Source organism: Streptomyces sp. NPDC086835, from assembly GCF_044745705.1.
GTDB lineage: Bacteria > Actinomycetota > Actinomycetes > Streptomycetales > Streptomycetaceae > Streptomyces.
Genome location: NZ_JBIVAU010000014.1, coordinates 35,615 through 55,142, shown reverse-complemented (window position 1 = coordinate 55,142; position 19,528 = coordinate 35,615). Strand labels below are relative to the sequence as shown.

The following is a 19,528-nucleotide window of genomic DNA, read 5'->3' as shown; positions in this document are numbered from 1 at the left end:
TGCGCGGGGGATCCGCCCTGCCGGCGCTACTGGCCGGCGAACTTCTCGCTCATCATCGCGTAGAGCTGCTGTGCGTCCTGGTCCAGCCGCGGACCCGCCAGCCAGCCCGAAGTCACCGGGCCGATCGAGGTGTTGGAGACCAGCGCGAGCTTTCCGTCGGGCTGCTCCGCGAACCAGCCGCCACCGGAGGAACCACCCGTCATGGTGCAGCCGATCCGCCACATCGTCGGCGTGCCGGGGGCGATGGACAGCCGTCCGGGCCGGTCCACGCACTTGTGCATGAGGGCGCCGTCGTAGGGCGGAGCGGCCGGGTATCCCCAGGCGCCCATGGCGCTGATGTCCTTGGCCTCGGGGGCGTCGAAGTCGATGTCGAGGGCGACGCCCACCGTCTCCTCGAGGGACTTGGTGCCCTTCTCCGGCTTCACGTGCATCACGGCGTAGTCGTACGGAGCGCCCGTGCCGCCCGTGGGGCCGCCCTCGTCGATCCATCCGGCGGACGTCGCGACCCAGTCGGCCCAGTAGACGCCGTACGGCGCGACCTCGTGCGGCTGCGCGCTCTCCAGCGCGGCAGGGGACCTGCCCTGGTCGTTGTACGCGGGGACGAAGGCGATGTTGCGGTACCAGCCGCCCGCCCGGCCCGCGTGGACACAGTGGCCCGCGGTCCACACCATGTTGGACTTCCCGGGGTTCTTCGGGTCCTTGACGACGGTCGCGGAACAGACCATCGAGCCCTCGGGGGCGTCGAAGAACACCTTGCCGACGGGGGCGGCGTTCTTGTGGTACGGCTTCTTCTCGGGCTCGGCCTGTACGGGGCGCGGCTCCGGGTCGGTCACGTCCTGGTCACCGGAGATGTCACCGGCCGCCATGGTCTTGGCGGGTGCCTTGGCCGTCGTCATCCGCTCGGGCTTCCACAGGCCCTCGATCACCGGGTTGACGAAGTCCTTGGCCTCACGCAGCCACTTGTCCTTGTCCCAGTTCTTCCACTCGCCGTTCTTCCACTTGTCCAGGTCGACACCCTGCTCCTTGAGCTTGTCGGCCAGGTCCGCGGGGAGCGCGGCGCCGGCGTTGTCCGCGGCGGAGCCGGATGCGGCCGGCTTGTCGGCCGAGTTGTCCTCGCTCGGGCCGCAGGCGGTCGCCGTCAGCGCGAGGGCCGAGACAAGACCGGCCGCGGCCAGCAACGGACGTATGGATCGCATGGAAACGATTCCCCCTGAATGCTTCGAATCTTCGACATGTGCTGGAAGTGCTCGCACCGTGTGCCGCGACGCACGCCGATGCGGCGGTGTCGGACTGTTGCCATGAGCGCGTCATGGAAAAAGGCGGCCTCCGGGGCCGCCTCGGGGTGCGGCACCACTCTAGGCCGGTGCGCGGTCGATCAGCCGGGCGGGAGCCCCAACTGCACGGAGTCTCCACGAGGATGAAGAACCACCAGGTGAACAAGGGCCCGGCCGTACGGCCGGACCCCTGCCCCTGTCACTGCGCCCGGGCACTCGCGCGCCCGGATTCTCCTACTGGCCCTCGAACTTCTTGCTGACCGCCTTGTAGACGCCCTCGGCCTCCTTGCCGAGACGCGGACCGGCCAGCCAGCCGGCCGTCACCGGGCCGATCGAGGTGTTCGAGACAAGGGCGGGCTTGCCGTCCTGGCCCTGTGCGACCCAGCCGCCGCCGGACGAACCGCCGGTCATGGTGCAGCCGATGCGGTACATCGTCGGCTCCTCGGCCCTGAGCGACAGCCGGCCGGGCTTGTCGGCGCACCGGAAGAGCTTCTGGCCGTCATAGGGAGGGGCCGCCGGGTAGCCGGTGGCGGTCATGTTGTCGATCTTCGGCACCGCGGGGGCGTCGAAGTCGACCGGCAGGGCCGCGCCGACCGTCTCCTCGAGGGACTTGCCGGTGCTGCCCTTCTCCGGGGTCACGTGGATGACGGCGAAGTCGTAGGCAGCGCCCTGGCCGCCGGTCGCGGCGCCCTGGGAGATCCACTGGTCGGAGGTCTGCGCCCAGTCACCCCACCAGACACCGTAGGGAGCGATCTCCTCCTTGGGCGCCTTCTCCAGCTCCGCCGTCTCCTTCGCCCCGTCGTTGTACGAGGGGACGAAGGCGATGTTGCGGTACCAGCCGCCGCTCTTGCCGGCGTGCACACAATGTCCGGCGGTCCACACCATGTTGGACTTGCCCGGGTTGGCCGGGTCCTTCACCACGGTCGCGGAACACACCATCGAGCCCTGCGGGCCGTCGAAGAAGACCTTGCCGGCCTCCGCGGCGCTCGCGTGGTAGGGGGCCTTCACGGCCTGGGCGTCGACGGGGGCCGGGGTGGGGTCGGTGACACCCTCGTCGCCGGAGATGTCGTTGTCGACCGGCTTCTCGGGCGGCTGTTCGGCGTCGCGCATCCGGTCGGGGTCCCAGAGGTCCTCGATGATCGGGTTGACGAAGTCCTGGGCCTCACGCAGCCACTTGTCCTTGTCCCAGTTCTTCCACTCGCCGTTCTTCCACTTGTCCAGGTCGATCCCGCGCTCCTTGAGGCGGTCCTTGAGATCGTCCGGGATAGTGATCTTGTCGTCGGTCGGCTGCTCGGCCGACGCGCTCGGCTTGTCGCCGGCGTTGTCCTCGGTAGGGCCGCACGCGGTGGCGGCCAGCGCGAGCACCGCGGCCATGGAGGCCACTGCCAGCGTCGGGCGAATGGGTCGCATCTCTTGATCCCCCTGGGACTTCGGTGCTGCTGATCTGAACTGTCGGAATTGTCATGGAACTTCTGGAACGAGCAAGCTCCCGCCCGCCGCAGTGGAGTCCACTGCCGGAAGGCGCCCCCCACTATGCCGGTGCCGATGGGGACGGCGTGCGGCAGGTCCACGGTTCCGGCACCGCAAGGATCTTCCGATCGGCCGTGATCCCCGGCCCCCCGCGTCGTTGGTACGTGCGGGGGACACAAGGACAGCCTTCGGCGCGGGTATGCCGCGCAGGAGGGCCGTACCGATGTGCAACGCAACTGTGACAGCCGGAGGATCAACAGCCGTGGCCGTGACCGAACCCGCTCCGGTGGCGCCGACCTCGACCCATGAGGGGATTCTGCGCAGGCAGTCACTCCGTGAGTCGGCGGCCCGCACCTATGCGCGCTCACTGCCCATCGTGCCCGTACGGGCCAGGGGTCTGACGATCGAGGGCGCCGACGGCCGGCGGTACCTCGACTGCCTCTCCGGTGCGGGCACCCTGGCACTCGGGCACAACCACCCCGTCGTCCTCGAGGCGATCAAGAAGGTCATCGACTCGGGTGCCCCGCTTCATGTGCTCGACCTCGCCACACCCGTCAAGGACGCCTTCACCACGGAACTGTTCGCCACACTGCCGAGGGCGCTGGCACAGGACGCGCGCATCCAGTTCTGCGGACCCGCCGGCACGGACGCGGTCGAAGCCGCTCTCAAACTCGTGAGGACCGCGACCGGCCGCAGCGGCCTCCTCGCCTTCACGGGCGCCTACCACGGCATGACGGCAGGCGCGCTCGAAGCATCGGGGGGCGCGACGGACGTGCGGGTCACCCGGCTGCCGTTCCCGCACGACTACCGGTGCCCCTTCGGGATCGGCGGCGAGCGTGGCGCGGAACTCGCCGCCCGCTGGACGGAAAGCCTGCTCGACGACCCCAAGAGCGGTGTCCCCGAACCGGCGGGCATGATCCTCGAGCCCGTGCAGGGCGAGGGCGGAGTGATCCCTGCGCCCGACGAGTGGCTGCGGAGGATGCGCGCCATCACGGCCGACCGCTCCATTCCGCTGATCGCCGACGAAGTGCAGACCGGCGTGGGACGCACCGGCACCTTCTGGGGTGTCGAGCACAGCGGGATCGTGCCGGACGTGATGGTGCTGTCCAAGGCCATCGGGGGATCCCTTCCGCTGGCCGTCGTCGTGTACCGCTCCGGGCTCGACGTCTGGCAGCCCGGGGCCCATGCCGGGACGTTCCGCGGCAACCAGCTCGCCATGGCGGCCGGTGCGGCGACCCTCGCCCATGTGCGCGAGAACCGCCTCGCCGAGCGCGCCGCGACCCTCGGCGCGCGCATGCTGGCGAGTCTCCAGGGACTCGCCGCGGCCCACCCCTGCATCGGAGACGTACGCGGCAGGGGCCTCATGATCGGCGTCGAACTCGTCGACGCCGACTCCGCGGCACCGGACGCGCTGGTACCGCCTCCCTCGCCCCGGCTCGCGGCCGCCGTGCAGCAGGAGTGTCTGCACCGCGGCCTGATCGTCGAACTGGGCGGACGTCATGCCGGTGTCGTACGCCTGCTCCCTCCTCTCACCCTGACCGACGAGCAGGCAGTGGCCGTCCTGGACCGTTTCGCCGACGCCCTGGCCGCCGCAGAGCGCTCCACGCAACGCCGCACCACCAACAGGCAGTCGCAGTGAACCCGGACAACGTCACAAGGAAGCCCTCAGTGAACCCCACCCCCGCACCCGATGCGCCCGAGTCCCTCGACGGCCCCGCCGGCCACCACCGCAGCCAAGCCGGCGTGAGCGGCCCGCTCACCATGGAGGCAGCGACGGTGCCACGGCAGGCCGGGCGGTACGACGAACAGCGCGGCGGGGCGACAGCCGGCACCCCGCACGCCTGTCTGTCCGAGCCTTCCGCCCACCCGGACGCGGAGCACGACCACCTCGACGACCCCGATCCGCGCCGTGCCTCGGACACGGCGACCGTGGAGAACATCCTCCGCTGCTGGGTACGGGAGAACGGCCTGCCCCGGCCCGAGGGCGACGTCCTGCGCGTCCCCCTCGACGCCAGCGGGACCGCGCTGCTGGTCCCCGTCCGCTACTGGTCGGACACCGGATGGCACCGCTTCGGCCCGCCCACCCTGCAGGGCAGTCCGCACGAGGCCACGCGGGCCGACGCCGTGACCGTAGCCGCGCTCCTCGGCCGCGAAGCCGGTCATGGCGAAGGCACGGACCTTGTGGGCCGCGTCGCCGACTCCGTCCGGCGGACCGCAGACTTCATCGCCGACCGGCGTGCCCGCCCCACTGCCCCGCCCGAGGCGGACCTGTTCCTCACCGCCGAGCAGTCGCTGCTGCTCGGCCACCCGCTCCATCCGACTCCCAAGAGCCGTGAAGGACTCTCGGAGGCCGAAGCACAGCGCTATTCGCCGGAGCTGTACGGCTCCTTCCCGCTGCACTGGATGGCTGTCGACCGGTCCGTCCTTGCCACCGAATCCGCCTGGACCGAGCAGGGCCGCACCGTCACGGCCGACCAGCTGACCGCCCGGCTCGCGGGAGACCTCCCGCTCCCCGGCGACACCGCCGCCCTGCCCCTCCACCCATGGCAGGCGCAGGACCTCAGGCAGCGTCCCGCGGTGGCGGCCCTCCTGGAGGCGGGCCTGCTGCACGACCTCGGTCCCCGTGGCGACGTCTGGTATCCCACCTCTTCCGTCCGCACCGTGCACCGCCCGGGTGCACCCGCCATGCTCAAACTCTCCCTCGGACTGCGCATCACCAACTCGCGTCGGGAGAACCTCCGCAAAGAACTCCACCGCGGCGTCGAGGTGCACCGACTGCTCCGCGCCGGCCTGGCCGAGCAGTGGCGGGCCGCGCACCCCGGATTCGACATCGTTCGCGACCCGGCCTGGCTCGCCGTCGACGCGCCCGGGGCCGAACCCCTGCAAGGGCTCGACGTGATGATCCGTCACAACCCCTTCGGCCCCGGGGACGACGCGGTCTGCGTAGCGGCGCTCACCACTCCCCGGCCGTGGCCCGGGCGGGTGGGCATGCAGTCACGCCTCGCCACCGTCGTCGAGCGGCTCGCGGCCCACACCGGACGGCCCGTCACGGCAGTGGCCGCCGAGTGGTTCCTTCGCTACCTCGACCACGTCGTGCGCCCGGTGCTGTGGCTGGACGCCACAGCGGGCATCGCGCTCGAGGCGCATCAACAGAACACGCTCGTACTGCTCGACCCCCACGGCTGGCCGACCGGCGGACGCTACCGCGACAACCAGGGCTACTACTTCCGCGAGTCGCACCGCGAGCGGCTTGCCGCCCTCCTTCCTGGTATCGGAACCCACAGCGACACCTTCGTGTCCGACGAGGTCACGGACGAACGCTTCGCCTATTACCTCGGCATCAACAACGTGCTGGGGCTGATCGGAGCCTTCGGAGCCCAGCGCCTCGCCGACGAGCGCGTCCTCCTCGCCGCCTTCCGGCAGTTCCTCACCTCCGCCGTCGGCATGGGATCACCACTGCCCCGCCATCTGCTGGAGACGCCTACCCTCCGCTGCAAGGCCAACCTGCTCACCCGGCTCCACGGGCTCGACGAACTCGTCGGCCCGGTCGACACCCAGTCCGTCTACGTCACCATCGCCAACCCCCTCCGATCTTGAGGCGCCACGAACCGACCGAACCGCGAGAGGAGAGCGCCGCATTGCCGCCCACCGATGTGCACACCGACAGCGGGCCTGGACCCGCGCCCCGGCCGGGAGGGGGCGCGGAGGACACGCTCGACCTGCGGCTGCCGGACGACTTCCTCACGCTGTTCCGCGGCAACGACGGTGCCGGGCCGTCGACGCCGGCGGCAGTGCCGACACCGGCGTCGACGGTGGCACCGGCACCGGCATGGGAGCCGACATGGCCTGTCGGCCAGGCCGCGACAACGGCTCCCCGTTCAGGCCGGGGCCAGGCAGCGGCAGCGCACCTTGCCCCGGCGAAGGCCGACGGCGGCGCGGGCGCCGGCGATCTGCTCGACAACCTGGGTGGCTGGGAGCCGGCGGCCACGCCCCTCGGTGTCTTCCGACTCGTCCCCGTGATCCTCGAGCGTGATCTCGAGCTGATCAGCAGGTGGATGAACGACCCCGCCGTCGCCGCCTTCTGGGAACTGGCGGGACCCGACTCCGTCACCGCCACTCACCTGCGCGCACAACTCGACGGTGACGGCCGCAGCATCCCCTGCCTCGGCGTCCTCGACGACAAGCCCATGAGCTACTTCGAGATCTACCGGGCCGACCTCGATCCGCTGGCCCGCCACTATCCCGCGCGCCCGCACGACACCGGTATCCACCTGCTCATCGGCGGCGTCGCGAACCGCGGCCGTGGCGTCGGGTCCGTCCTCCTTCGAGCCGTATCCGATCTCGTTCTCGACAATCGGCCTCGATGCACCCGCGTCCTCGCCGAGCCAGACATGTGCAACACCCCCTCCGTCTCCGCTTTTCTCACCTCCGGCTTCCGCTACGCCGCCGAACTCGACCTTCCCGACAAACGAGCCGCCTTGATGGTCCGTGATCGCGCCCTGCGGAACGTGCTGTGAACAACCCGCTGACTTACATACACCGCTCGATCCGCATCGGTTCCACCTGAGGAGTCCCCGTGCCGAAGTCCCCTGCCAGCGACGGCTCCATCGACTCAGCCCCCACCGACTCCGCCCCCGCCGGCACCGGCTCCACCGATCCCCGGCCCGTCGATGCCACCGGTACCGATGCCACCGGCATCAGAATCGGCACCGCTTCCAGCGACATCGGAACCGGCACCGACGCAGCCGCCACCGGCACGGCGGCCCGGCAGCATGCCGTGCCGTTCACGCCACCCGGCCTGACCCGGCAGAACTGGGACCGGGCCGCGGCTCGCCTCCTCGCGAAGATGATCGGCGAATTCGCCTACGAAGAGATCATCGAGCCGGTCCCGGACCCGTCGTCCGGAACATCCGGACCCACCGGCGAGGCCCGCCGCTACACCCTCCCCATCGACGCCACGGGCGTGCTCACCTTCCGCGCCCGCCGCGGCGCCTACGGCAGCTGGCGTGTCGATCCCGACTCTGTCGAATGCGACGGCCGCCCCTTCACCGACCCGCTCGCCTTCCTCGCGCGCGCCAGGAACCTGCTGGGCCTCGACGGAGCGACGCTCGGCCACCTGCTGCGCGAAATGTCCGTCACGCTGAGCAGCGACACCCGGCTCGACGGCACCGCGCTGACGGCCGCCGAGCTCGCGGACCTCGGCTACGCGGAGCTCGAGGGCCACCAGACAGGCCACCCGTGGCTGGTTCTCAACAAGGGCCGGATCGGCTTCTCCGCCGGCGACGCCGCCCAGTGGGCGCCAGAAGCCCGCCGCCCCGTACATCTCCCCTGGATAGCGGTGCGGACCGGCCTCGCCGCCTACCGCGGCGTCGCCGGCCTCGACCAGGCCGAGGACCTCTACCGTCGGGAGCTCGACGGGACGACCCGCGACTCCTTCGCCGACACCCTGCGCGCCAAGGGACTGGATCCCGCCGGCTACCTGCTCCTGCCGGTGCACCCCTGGCAGTGGGACGAGGTGATCCTGCCCCTGTACGCGCCCGCCGTCGCCGACGGCGACATCGTTCCCCTCCCCAGCGACGGTGACCTGCGACTGCCCCAGCAGTCCATCAGAACCTTCGTGAACCTCGACCGGCCCGATCGCCATACCGTCAAACTGCCGCTGTCCATCCTGAACACCCTGGTCTGGCGTGGCTTGCCCACAGAGCGCACTCTCGCCGCCCCAGCCGTCACCGCGTGGGTGCACGGGCTGCGGGACGCCGACCCGTTCCTGCGTGACGAGTGCCGGGTCGTCCTGCTCGGGGAGGTCGCCTCCGTCACGGTCGAGCATCCGCTGTACGACCACCTGGCAGAGGTGCCGTACCAGTACAAGGAACTGCTGGGAGCCATCTGGCGGGAACCGCTCCAGCCTCAGCTGGCAGCCGGCGAGCGGGCCCGCACGCTCGCATCGCTCCTCCACACGGACCCGCAGGGCCGGGCGTTCACGGCCGAACTGGTCGCCCGGTCGGGGCTCGGCCCGACCGTCTGGCTCCGGCGGCTCTTCGCGGCGCTGCTGCCCCCGCTGCTGCACTTCCTCTACCGCTACGGCACGGTCTTCTCCCCGCACGGCGAGAACGCCATCGTCGTCTACGACGACCACGACATTCCCGTCCGCCTCGCGATCAAGGACTTCGTCGACGACGTGAACGTGAGTGCCCGGCCGGTGCCCGAGCACGCGTCCATGCCGGACGACGTCCGGCGGATTCTCCTCACCGAGGAGCCGGGCTTCCTCACCCAGTTCATCCACTCGGGTCTCTTCGTGGGCGTCTTCCGCTATCTCGCCCCGCTCTGCGCAGAGCAACTGAACGTTCCGGAGGAGGAGTTCTTCTCACTCGTAAGGGCGGAGATCCTCCGGTACCAGGCGCGCTTCCCCGAGCTCAAGGAGCGCTACGAGACGTTCGACCTGCTCACTCCCCGTATCGAGCGGCTGTGCCTCAATCGCAACCGGCTGCATCTCGACGGCTACCGGGACCGCCCCGAGCGCCCGCACGCCGCCGTCCACGGGACGGTGCCCAACCCCTTGGCGCCGGCCTGATGCTCCGCTGCGTGATCCCGTTGTCGGTGGCGCCCCGTAGGGTGGTCGGGCTATGACGAAGCCATCCCTCCCCGAGCTCCTCCACGCCGCCGTGACCGCCGTCGGCGGGGTGGAACGGCCAGGCCAGGTCACCATGGCCGAGGCCGTTGCCGAGGCCATCGACGACGATTCCCATCTGCTGGTCCAGGCCGGCACCGGTACGGGCAAGTCGCTCGGCTACCTGGTTCCCGCCCTGGCCCACGGCGAGCGTGTGGTCGTGGCCACGGCGACGCTGGCGCTGCAGCGGCAGCTCGTGGAACGTGACCTCCCGCGGACGGTCGAGGCACTGCACCCGCTGCTGCGCCGCCGCCCGGAGTTCGCCATGCTCAAGGGGCGGTCGAACTATCTCTGCCTCCACCGCCTGCACGAGGGCATGCCGCAGGACGACGAGGAGGGTCTCTTCGACCAGTTCGAGGCGGCGGCACCCACGAGCAAGCTGGGCAAGGACCTGCTCCGTATGCGGGACTGGGCCGACGAGACGGAGACGGGGGACAGGGACGATCTGACCCCGGGCGTCTCCGACCGGGCCTGGAACCAGCTCTCCGTCTCCTCGCGTGAGTGCCTCGGGGCCTCCAAGTGCGCGTACGGAGCGGAGTGCTTCGCGGAGATGGCTCGTGAGCGGGCCAAGCTCGCGGACGTCGTCGTCACCAATCACGCCCTTCTCGCGATCGACGCGATCGAAGGGGCGCCGGTGCTGCCCCAGCACGAGGTGCTGATCGTGGACGAGGCCCATGAGCTGGTCTCCCGCGTCACCGGGGTCGCCACCGGTGAGCTCACCCCGGGCCAGGTCAACCGCGCCGTGCGCCGTGCCGCCAAGCTCGTCAACGAGAAGGCGGCGGACGCTCTCCAGACCGCCGCCGAGTCGTTCGAGAAGCTCATGGAGCTGGCTCTCCCGGGGCGTCTCGAGGAGATCCCGGAGGATCTCGGCTATGCGCTGATGGCGCTGAGGGACGCGGCCCGCACCGTGATCACCGCGATCGGGGCCACCAGGGACAAGTCGGTCCAGGACGAGAACGCCGTGCGCAAGCAGGCCCTGGCCGCCGTCGAGAATGTCCACGCCGTCGCCGAGCGGATCAGTCACGGCTCGGAGTACGACGTGGTCTGGTACGAGCGGCACGACCGTTTCGGCGCGTCCTTGCGGGTGGCACCGCTCTCCGTCTCCGGGCTGCTGCGGGAGAAGCTCTTTTCCGAGCGCTCGGTGGTGCTGACCTCCGCCACGCTCAAGCTCGGGGGTGACTTCAACGGTGTCGGGGCCTCTCTGGGCCTTGCTCCTGAAGGCAGCGGGGGAGAGGACGTGCCGCAGTGGAAGGGGCTCGACGTAGGGTCGCCCTTCGACTACCCGAAGCAGGGCATCCTCTACGTCGCACGCCATCTCGCCACTCCGGGACGCGAAGGTTCCCGGGGCGACATGATGGACGAGCTCGCCGACCTGGTGGAGGCCGCCGGAGGGCGCACGCTCGGTCTCTTCTCCTCGATGCGGGCCGCCCAGGCCGCCGCGGAGGAACTCCGCGGCCGTCTCGACAAGCCGATCCTCCTGCAGGGCGAGGAAACCCTCGGCGAGTTGATCAAGACTTTCGCCGGGGACGCGGAGACGTGCCTGTTCGGCACGCTCTCGCTCTGGCAGGGCGTCGATGTGCCCGGACCCGGCTGTCAGCTCGTCGTCATGGACCGGATTCCGTTCCCGCGTCCGGACGACCCGCTGATGAGCGCCCGCCAGAAGGCGGTCGAGGAGGCGGGCGGCAACGGGTTCATGGCTGTGGCGGCGACCCATGCCGCGCTGCTGATGGCTCAGGGCGCGGGCCGGCTGGTGCGTGCCACAGGGGACCGGGGCGTGGTCGCGGTGCTCGATCCGCGGCTGGCGAACGCCCGCTACGGCAGTTACCTGCGCGCATCGTTGCCCGACTTCTGGTACACGACGGATCGCAATCAGGTACGCCGCTCACTGGCCGCCATCGACGCAGCGGCGAAGCAGGAGGGGAAGTAGGGCCGAAGCGGTCCTGCTCGCAGACATGAGCAGGACCCCGGGACCGGCGCAGTGGATCCCGGGGTCCGGTCTGGGGCCGGCGGGTGCCGTCACACCCGTCGCAGCACCGCCACCACCTTGCCGAGGATGGTCGCCTCGTCGCCGGGGATGGGCTGGTAAGCGGCGTTGTGGGGGAGGAGCCAGACATGGCCGTTCTCCCGCTTGAAGCGCTTGACGGTGGCCTCCCCGTCGAGCATGGCTGCCACGATGTCGCCGTTCTCCGCCACGGGCTGGCGTCGCACGGTCACCCAGTCCCCGTCGCAGATCGCGGCTTCGATCATCGAGTCTCCGACGACCTTCAGTACGAAGAGCTCACCGTCGCCGACCAGTTGGCGGGGGAGGGGGAAGACGTCCTCGACGGACTCCTCGGCGAGGATGGGGCCACCGGCCGCGATGCGGCCGACCAGGGGGACATAAGAGGCGGCGGGCTTGCCGGTGGTGTCCGTGGGCTGGGTGCTGGGCTGGTCGGAGCCGCGGACCTCGTACGCCCGGGGGCGGTGCGGGTCCCTGCGCAGGAAGCCCTTGCGCTCCAAAGCCATGAGCTGGTGCGCCACCGACGATGTGCTCGACAGTCCGACCGCCTGGCCGATCTCACGCATCGACGGCGGGTATCCCCGACGCTGGACCGAGTCGCGGATCACCTCGATGACGCGCCGCTGCCGGTCCGTGAGGCCGGAGCTGTCCGCCCTGATGCCAGGAGGTCGGCCGGGCAGCGAGCGGCCGGGCTTGGGCCCCTCCGGGGTCGTGGCTGCGTCATTCATGGCTTGCACCGGCTCGAATCGGCTCTGTGAGCGGTCCTGGGCAGTGATGGTGGCACTGTCGGCGGTGGTGGTCACGTCGGCCCCTCTCGAATGGTCTCCCTAGTTTGACAACGGTAGTTGCTTTCGAAAGGTTGCGCCAAACACACGTTCGAGTGAAAAATTGCAGATTGCCTTACCTGGGCATTCTGCTGGGTGTATGTGCGAACGATCGAACCCGGAGCGGTGAGCCGTTGCGGTGTGTCGCCACGGTAGCCTTCGCCGTCGGCGGCAGCCGGAGCGGGGTCCGGTGAGGTCGTTGCATCTTCGCATTCCCGCCGTCCCGAAGCCGGGATGCGGTGCGCCTGTGTCGCCCTTCCCCGCCCCCCGGTCGGCGCTGCCCCGCGCGCAGCGTGCAAGGGTCGATACCGTCTGTGCGGCAAGGCTCCAGTGCCTTCACGCAGCGATGCCCGGCGCGACACGCGTAGAGACCTGTGTGTGCGTCGAACCCCCAGATCTAGTGGTTGGATTGGGTTAGCCACCCAGAAGTTGTGTCCCCGGTGCTCCGGGGCCGAGGGCATCGCCTATGCTTGGGGCTGCTTCGAAGGGCCGGGATCCGGCCCTCAGAGGCTATTCGGTCGTGCTGTGAAGGAGGGGTTGGGGGCCATGCACTGTCCTTTCTGCAGGCATCCCGACAGTCGAGTCGTCGACAGTCGCACCACCGACGACGGAACGGCGATCCGGCGGCGCCGGCAGTGTCCGGACTGCGCCCGCCGCTTCACGACGGTCGAGACCGCATCGCTCATGGTGATCAAGCGCAGCGGTGTGACCGAGCCCTTCAGCCGCACCAAGGTCATCTCCGGTGTGCGCAAGGCGTGCCAGGGCCGGCCGGTCACCGAGGACGCTCTCGCCCAGCTCGGGCAGCGGGTCGAGGAGGCGGTGCGCGCCACCGGCAGTGCCGAGCTGACCACCCATGACGTAGGGCTGGCCATACTGGGCCCGCTGCAGGAGCTCGACCTCGTCGCCTACCTGCGCTTCGCGTCCGTCTACCGGGCGTTCGACTCACTCGAAGACTTCGAGGCTGCCATCGCGGAGCTCCGCGCCGGGCGGCCTCCTGCTGAGGAAGGCGGGAGCCGCGGGGCCGTAGAGGTCCCCGTCCCTGCCACCGCCGCCGACTGATCGGCAAGGGTCGGACGGAGAGGGCCCCGCGAAGGGTCCGCCGGCCGGCTCAGGCGGCAAATGACCTGCTCATGGGTGCTGTGCGTGGCGCCAGAGCAACAGACACAAACCGTGCCCCGGGAAGATCTGGGCACTTCAGGGCGTTTTTGCCCGTATATGGGAGGCGGCATGACCGAGACGACGAGCGGCCCGGCACGAGGGTCCCGAGCCAAGGGATCCAAGGCGACCAAGGGCCTGCGTATCGAGCGCGTCCACACCACCCCCGGCGTGCACCCGTACGACGAGGTGGTCTGGGAGCGCCGTGACGTCGTCATGACCAACTGGCGTGACGGCTCGGTGAACTTCGAGCAGCGTGGCGTCGAGTTCCCCGACTTCTGGTCGGTGAACGCGGTCAACATCGTCACCAGCAAGTACTTCCGCGGGGCTGTCGGCACCCCGCAGCGCGAGACCGGTCTCAAGCAGCTCATCGACCGGATCGTGAAGACCTACCGCAAGGCCGGTGAGGACTACAACTACTTCGCCTCGCCCGCCGATGCCGAGATCTTCGAGCACGAGCTGGCTTACGCCCTCCTGCACCAGATCTTCAGCTTCAACTCGCCGGTGTGGTTCAACGTCGGTACGCCCCAGCCGCAGCAGGTCTCCGCCTGCTTCATCCTCTCCGTCGACGACTCCATGGAGTCGATCCTCGACTGGTACAAGGAAGAGGGCATGATCTTCAAGGGCGGCTCCGGCGCCGGCCTGAACCTCTCCCGTATCCGTTCCTCGAAGGAACTGCTGTCCTCCGGCGGCAATGCCTCCGGCCCGGTCTCCTTCATGCGCGGCGCCGACGCGTCCGCAGGAACGATCAAGTCGGGCGGTGCCACCCGTCGCGCGGCGAAGATGGTCATCCTCGATGTCGACCACCCCGACATCGAGAACTTCATCGAGACCAAGGTGAAGGAAGAGGAGAAGATCCGCGCCCTGCGTGACGCGGGCTTCGACATGGACCTGGGCGGCGACGACATCACGTCGGTCCAGTACCAGAACGCCAACAACTCCGTCCGCGTGAACGACGAGTTCATGAAGGCCGTGGAGACGGGCGGCAAGTTCGGCCTGCGCGCCCGGATGACCGGCGATGTCATCGAGGAGGTCGACGCCAAGTCGCTCTTCCGAAAGATGGCAGAGGCCGCCTGGGCCTGCGCCGACCCGGGCATCCAGTACGACGACACGATCAACCACTGGCACACCTGCCCCGAGTCCGGCCGCATCAACGGCTCGAACCCGTGCAGCGAGTACATGCACCTGGACAACACCTCGTGCAACCTGGCCTCGCTGAACCTGATGAAGTTCCTGAAGGACGACGGCAAGGGCAACCAGTCCTTCGACGTCGAGCGCTTCACCAAGGTCGTCGAGCTGGTCATCACGGCGATGGACATCTCCATCTGCTTCGCGGACTTCCCGACGCAGAAGATCGGCGAGAACACCCGCGCCTACCGCCAGCTCGGCATCGGTTACGCCAACCTCGGTGCGCTCCTGATGGCGACCGGGCACGCGTACGACTCCGACGGCGGCCGTGCGCTCGCCGGCGCCATCACCTCGCTGATGACCGGCACCTCGTACAAGCGCTCCGCCGAGCTCGCCGCTGTCGTCGGTCCGTACGACGGCTACGCGCGCAATGCCGAGCCCCACAAGCGCGTCATGAAGCAGCACGCCGACGCCAACACCGTGGCCGTCCGGATGGACGACCTGGACAGCCCGATCTGGGCAGCCGCCACGGAAGCCTGGCAGGACGTGATCCGCCTCGGGGAGAAGAACGGTTTCCGCAACGCCCAGGCGTCGGTCATCGCCCCGACCGGCACCATCGGTCTCGCGATGTCCTGCGACACCACCGGTCTCGAGCCCGACCTCGCCCTGGTCAAGTTCAAGAAGCTGGTCGGCGGCGGCTCCATGCAGATCGTCAACGGCACGGTCCCGCAGGCCCTGCGCCGCCTCGGCTACCAGCCGGAGCAGATCGAGGCGATCGTCGCCCACATCGCCGACCACGGCAACGTGATCGACGCGCCCGGCCTGAAGACCGAGCACTACGAGGTCTTCGACTGCGCCATGGGCGAGCGTTCCATCTCCGCGATGGGTCACGTCCGCATGATGGCCGCGATCCAGCCGTGGATCTCCGGCGCGCTCTCCAAGACGGTCAACCTGCCGGAGACTGCGACCGTCGAGGACGTCGAAGAGGTCTACTTCGAGGCGTGGAAGATGGGCGTCAAGGCGCTCGCGATCTACCGCGACAACTGCAAGGTCGGCCAGCCCCTCTCCGCGAAGAAGAAGGAGCAGGAGAAGGCCGAGGTCACGCAGAAGACCGAGGGGACCATCCGCGCCGCGGTCGAGAAGGTCGTCGAGTACCGCCCGGTCCGCAAGCGCCTTCCCAAGGGCCGTCCCGGGATCACCACCTCCTTCACGGTGGGCGGCGCCGAGGGCTACATGACCGCCAACTCCTACCCGGACGACGGTCTCGGCGAGGTCTTCCTGAAGATGTCGAAGCAGGGCTCCACCCTCGCCGGCATGATGGACGCCTTCTCGATCGCCGTCTCGGTCGGCCTGCAGTACGGCGTTCCGCTCGAGACGTACGTCTCGAAGTTCACCAACATGCGCTTCGAGCCGGCAGGCATGACGGACGACCCGGACGTGCGGATGGCCCAGTCGATCGTCGACTACATCTTCCGTCGCCTGGCGCTGGACTTCCTGCCGTTCGAGACCCGTTCCGCCCTCGGTATCCACTCCGCGGAGGAGCGCCAGCGTCACCTGGAGACCGGCTCCTACGAGCCGTCGTTCGAGGACGACGAGATGGATGTCGAGGCGCTGGCCCAGTCCGCACCCCGGCAGCAGGAGTCGCTGAAGGCCGTCACCGCCCCGCAGGCGGAGATCCCGGCACCGAAGCAGGCGCACACGTCCGCCGAGCTCGTCGAGATGCAGCTCGGCATCAGCGCCGACGCCCCGCTCTGCTTCTCCTGCGGGACCAAGATGCAGCGCGCAGGCTCGTGCTACATCTGCGAGGGCTGCGGCTCGACCAGCGGCTGCAGCTGACCCTGGGCGGCTACGCCGATGCGGCATCCGGTGTAGTTCGCACACGGAGCTGACCAGCAAGAAGGGGGACCGGCCAGAGGCCGGTCCCCCTTCTGTCGTGCGTCCCTGTGCCCTGCGCCCGTCGAACGGCGGACGCGTGTTCAGGGGGTGGGGCCGCCCATCACCGTGACGAAGGTCTGAGGGTCCGCGTCGAAGCCGACGAGCGAGTCGCTGAACGCCCAGTCCCCCGACTCGTCTCGGACGAACTCGCAGACCTTGGCCGCCGTGGCGCCGGCGACGGCCGTGAAGTCGTGCTGCCCGATCTCGTGGTGCCCCTCGAGGACCCGTACCGAGACGTTCGCGACGTCACCGAACACCGTGCGTCGGCCTCGCTGTTGGATCACCACGCCAAGGACGACACGGCCGTACTCCGCGGCCAGCCGGTCGAACTCCAGAGTCATGACCTCGTCGGCCCCGAAGCCCTGTCCCGTCTTGCTCTCTCTGGTCAGGATGATCGTGCCGTCGGGCGAGCGGCTGTCGAAGTGCACGACGTACGCCGGCTCACCGAACGGCGCTTGGGCGGGGTACGTCGCGGCCACGATGTCGAGGTCATGGGGCGGCTCTCCCAGCGGACTCGGATCCCACCTGAGGGTCACCTCCGCCTTCCGGACGCCCTTGTTGAGGCTGCTCACCGCTTTTTCCTTCCCCGTAACTGCCGGATGAAATGCGTTCGTTGACCGTATCCGCTCAGTGCGGGATGCGGCGAGGCGGCCGCTGGCGCACGACCTCGTCACGGAATGCCGCGATCTCACTGCTGACCTGGCGGATCAGATGGGTGTGTTCGATCCGGTCCAGGTACAGGCAGCGCCGAGCGATCCCCTCGAGTTCGAAGACGAAGCAGATCGACATCAGAGGGTTGATGAAGAGTTCGCTGCCCCGGGTGCGGGAGGTGAACTGCACATCCCCGAAACCGCCCCGCACGGCGGCGGCTATGGAGCCGTTCACGATGCTGGGGTGATCCGGTGTGGCGGCCTGGGCGTGGGCCACCGCGTCAAGGAAGAGGGCGCCTTCGCGGGTGGTGCGCGACACGGAGAACGCGCCGAAGTACGCGCCCTCGGTCTCGAGAGCCGCGATGTTCTCCAATACGAGTCCATGGCTGACACCGTGGTACGCGTCGACACCGAAACCCACGGACACGACAAAGTGTTCAGGTCCCTCGATGCCGTGTAGGGCGGCGACGCTGGTCATGTCTTCCTCGGGCGTGCCGAGTCCCGACTCGTCACCGCGCATGAGGATGTCCGTGCCTCCGTCCACGAGCACGACCGCATCGATGTCGTACCGCTCGATCAGCGCGCGGTACGCGGCACGCAGCGGCTGGACGCCCACGCGGGAGAGGGCGTGAACCGTGTGGGGGTAGCCGTGGGTGGCGAGCCACCGTGCCAGCGAACGCTCAGGGAAATAGGTCTGGTGCGGTGCCGTGTCGGGACCGATCACCGCCACGTCGGGGGCGAGCCACGCCTCCAGGGGCAGACCCTCGGTGGCGCTGAACGTGAGGTTGGCCAGGTGGACTTCCTTGCCCTGGTGGCGCAGGGAGAGTGCGATCGGCAGGCCTGCGTACACGTCGAATCCGCCGCCGGCGCCGGCGACGAGGATGCGCTCGGCGGACCGGAGGCGATGGAAGAGCGGGTTGGTGTGCAGGTCGGTCATGACGATCATTGTGCGGGCCCTGGACGGCGTGCGGTACGCGCGAATTCATCGGGCGCTCCGCCCCCTCGGACCGGCCGATCGCAGCCGCGGCGGGGACCGGGCTGACGCGGAGAGTGACCGGGGCCACGTTCCGAGCCGTACGATGGCGCGGTGCTGGTCAAGTGGATTCGCTGCACGGTGGTGGACCGTCGAGGGTTCGAACGCGGGCAGCGGAAATGGGCGGGGCTGCCGGGTGAGCCAGGATTCCGGGGACAGGGCGGAGGGTGGAGCAGGCTACGGCCGAACGTGGCCCATGTCTTCGCCTTCTGGGAGACCCGGGCCTTCTACGACTCCTTCATGGCCCGCTCCCACGACCGGCTCGCGGCCGGTCAGTCGGGCACCTACAAGGACATCCAGGCCAAGCTTTTCGACTACCGCTTCGACGTCAAGACCGGGTTCGAGCCGCGGTTCACGGACGCCGACGTGGTCAGGGTGGCGCACTGCAAGGTGCGTGAGGACAGGGTCGAGCACTATTGCCTGATGCAGGAGAAGGTGTGGAACCCGGCCATGGCCGGGTCGCCGGGAATGGTGCGAGGGGTGTTCGGTGAGGCGCCCGGCTGCGAGTTCCTTGTGATGTCGATGTGGTTGTCGTCGGCGGAGCACGGGAAATACCGCGACGAGCGCATAGAGCGGTTGCTGCTGCGCGCCCAGACACAGACGGATGTCGTGGCACTGGCCGGTGACGTGGTGGAGCTCGAGCCGTCCTGGACGGTGTGATCAGCTGCTCAGGACCGTCCGTCCCGCCGTCCGGGCCGTGGCGAAGGCGCCTGCCCGGACCGCCGCGAGGACGGCGGCGGCCGACTGGTCGGCGAGCGCCGGATCTATCGGCTCGCGGGTGATGAACAGCCTGAAGTACAACGGCGCGCTGACCGCACGGACGACGGCGCCCCCGTCGGTCCCGGCCGGTGCCTCCCCGCGCTCCACCGCCCGCTGCACGACTCTCTCGCAGCGGGAGAACCGCTCCGCGTAGAAGGAATGAAGCGCGTCGGCGGCGCGCGGGGACTGGAAGGCCGCAGCGATGATCGCGGTGGGGGCGGCTGCCTGTCCCGGATCGGCGAAGGATTCGGCCGCTTCGCGTGCCAGCGCCCGCAGATCTCCTTCGAGGCTCCCCGTGTCCGGTGGGCTCCAGTCGTCCTCACCGGCGAGATCGAGCGTGTCGGCCAGGAGACCTTCGATGCCACCCCAGCGCCGGTACAGGGTCGTCTTGTGCACCCCCGAGTGCTCGGCGACGTATTCGACGGTGAGGCCGGGGTAGCCGTGTTCGCCCAGGCCCGTGAGGACGGCGTCGCGGACGGCGGCCCGGGTGCGGGCGGTGCGACCGCCGGGGCGGAGCGTGCCGGGGGCGGATCCTGAATCAGTCAATTGCTACTCCCGTTGCATTAGGGGATTCGAGTGTGCCACACTGCTCGTAACGCGACAACCGTTGCGTTAGATCTCCGTCGGAGGTGCA

The 19,528-nt window shown here is 69.4% G+C and carries 14 protein-coding genes; 8 read left to right on the top strand and 6 right to left on the bottom strand.

Features of this window, described 5'->3' with window-relative positions; all coding sequences use genetic code 11:
- Window positions 1-26: 26 nt before the first annotated feature.
- Both ACIPJI_RS33235 and ACIPJI_RS33230 read right to left on the bottom strand, forming a co-directional pair.
- The gene (locus ACIPJI_RS33235; protein WP_402250588.1) at window positions 27-1,196 is read right to left on the bottom strand and encodes a trypsin-like serine peptidase; all 1,170 of its coding nucleotides are present in this window, start codon (window positions 1,194-1,196) and stop codon (window positions 27-29) included.
- Window positions 1,197-1,508: 312 nt separating this feature from the next.
- Window positions 1,509-2,684, bottom strand: a complete 1,176-nt coding sequence (locus ACIPJI_RS33230; RefSeq protein WP_356621855.1) for a hypothetical protein — start codon at window positions 2,682-2,684, stop codon at window positions 1,509-1,511.
- A 322-nt stretch (window positions 2,685-3,006) separates the two neighbouring features.
- Here ACIPJI_RS33230 and ACIPJI_RS33225 point away from each other — a divergent pair, with 322 nt between their 5' ends.
- From ACIPJI_RS33225 to ACIPJI_RS33205, 5 genes are all read left to right on the top strand, one after another.
- Window positions 3,007-4,383, top strand: a complete 1,377-nt coding sequence (locus tag ACIPJI_RS33225) for a diaminobutyrate--2-oxoglutarate transaminase family protein (protein WP_307708636.1) — start codon at window positions 3,007-3,009, stop codon at window positions 4,381-4,383.
- A gap of 29 nt (window positions 4,384-4,412) precedes the next feature.
- Entirely contained in the window at window positions 4,413-6,341 is a 1,929-nt protein-coding gene (locus ACIPJI_RS33220) for an IucA/IucC family protein (protein WP_402250586.1), read from the top strand.
- A gap of 41 nt (window positions 6,342-6,382) precedes the next feature.
- Entirely contained in the window at window positions 6,383-7,261 is an 879-nt protein-coding gene (locus tag ACIPJI_RS33215; RefSeq protein ID WP_402250584.1) for a GNAT family N-acetyltransferase, read from the top strand.
- Between the two features lie 260 nt (window positions 7,262-7,521).
- Window positions 7,522-9,315 (top strand): IucA/IucC family protein, encoded by a 1,794-nt coding sequence (locus tag ACIPJI_RS33210; protein WP_402250624.1) that lies wholly within the window; start codon window positions 7,522-7,524, stop codon window positions 9,313-9,315.
- Window positions 9,316-9,367: 52 nt separating this feature from the next.
- Complete coding sequence (locus ACIPJI_RS33205; RefSeq protein WP_402250582.1) at window positions 9,368-11,338, top strand: ATP-dependent DNA helicase; 1,971 nt, start codon at window positions 9,368-9,370, stop codon at window positions 11,336-11,338.
- Between the two features lie 89 nt (window positions 11,339-11,427).
- Here ACIPJI_RS33205 and lexA read toward each other — a convergent pair whose 3' ends face one another.
- Window positions 11,428-12,213 carry a transcriptional repressor LexA gene (gene lexA, locus ACIPJI_RS33200; protein ID WP_189474654.1) on the bottom strand — a complete coding sequence of 262 codons (786 nt, stop codon included), beginning with the start codon at window positions 12,211-12,213 and terminating at the stop codon, window positions 11,428-11,430.
- A gap of 567 nt (window positions 12,214-12,780) precedes the next feature.
- Between lexA and nrdR the strand changes: the two genes are divergently transcribed.
- Both nrdR and ACIPJI_RS33190 read left to right on the top strand, forming a co-directional pair.
- Window positions 12,781-13,293 (top strand): transcriptional regulator NrdR, encoded by a 513-nt coding sequence (gene nrdR / locus ACIPJI_RS33195; protein WP_189474656.1) that lies wholly within the window; start codon window positions 12,781-12,783, stop codon window positions 13,291-13,293.
- 168 nt (window positions 13,294-13,461) lie between these two features.
- Complete coding sequence (locus ACIPJI_RS33190) at window positions 13,462-16,353, top strand: vitamin B12-dependent ribonucleotide reductase (protein WP_402250580.1); 2,892 nt, start codon at window positions 13,462-13,464, stop codon at window positions 16,351-16,353.
- A gap of 140 nt (window positions 16,354-16,493) precedes the next feature.
- On the opposite strand, the gene ACIPJI_RS33185 is transcribed toward ACIPJI_RS33190, so the two are convergent.
- Both ACIPJI_RS33185 and ACIPJI_RS33180 read right to left on the bottom strand, forming a co-directional pair.
- The gene (locus tag ACIPJI_RS33185; protein ID WP_402250577.1) at window positions 16,494-17,024 is read right to left on the bottom strand and encodes a TerD family protein; all 531 of its coding nucleotides are present in this window, start codon (window positions 17,022-17,024) and stop codon (window positions 16,494-16,496) included.
- A gap of 55 nt (window positions 17,025-17,079) precedes the next feature.
- A complete protein-coding gene (locus ACIPJI_RS33180) occupies window positions 17,080-18,039 on the bottom strand; it encodes a DUF1152 domain-containing protein (RefSeq protein ID WP_402250575.1) in 960 nt (319 codons plus the stop codon).
- Window positions 18,040-18,189: 150 nt separating this feature from the next.
- On the opposite strand from ACIPJI_RS33180, the gene ACIPJI_RS33175 reads away from it, so the two are divergent.
- Window positions 18,190-18,795 carry a YdbC family protein gene (locus ACIPJI_RS33175; RefSeq protein ID WP_356621861.1) on the top strand — a complete coding sequence of 202 codons (606 nt, stop codon included), beginning with the start codon at window positions 18,190-18,192 and terminating at the stop codon, window positions 18,793-18,795.
- On the opposite strand, the gene ACIPJI_RS33170 is transcribed toward ACIPJI_RS33175, so the two are convergent.
- Window positions 18,796-19,440 (bottom strand): TetR/AcrR family transcriptional regulator, encoded by a 645-nt coding sequence (locus ACIPJI_RS33170; protein ID WP_307708643.1) that lies wholly within the window; start codon window positions 19,438-19,440, stop codon window positions 18,796-18,798.
- Between the last annotated feature and the right edge of the window lie 88 nt (window positions 19,441-19,528).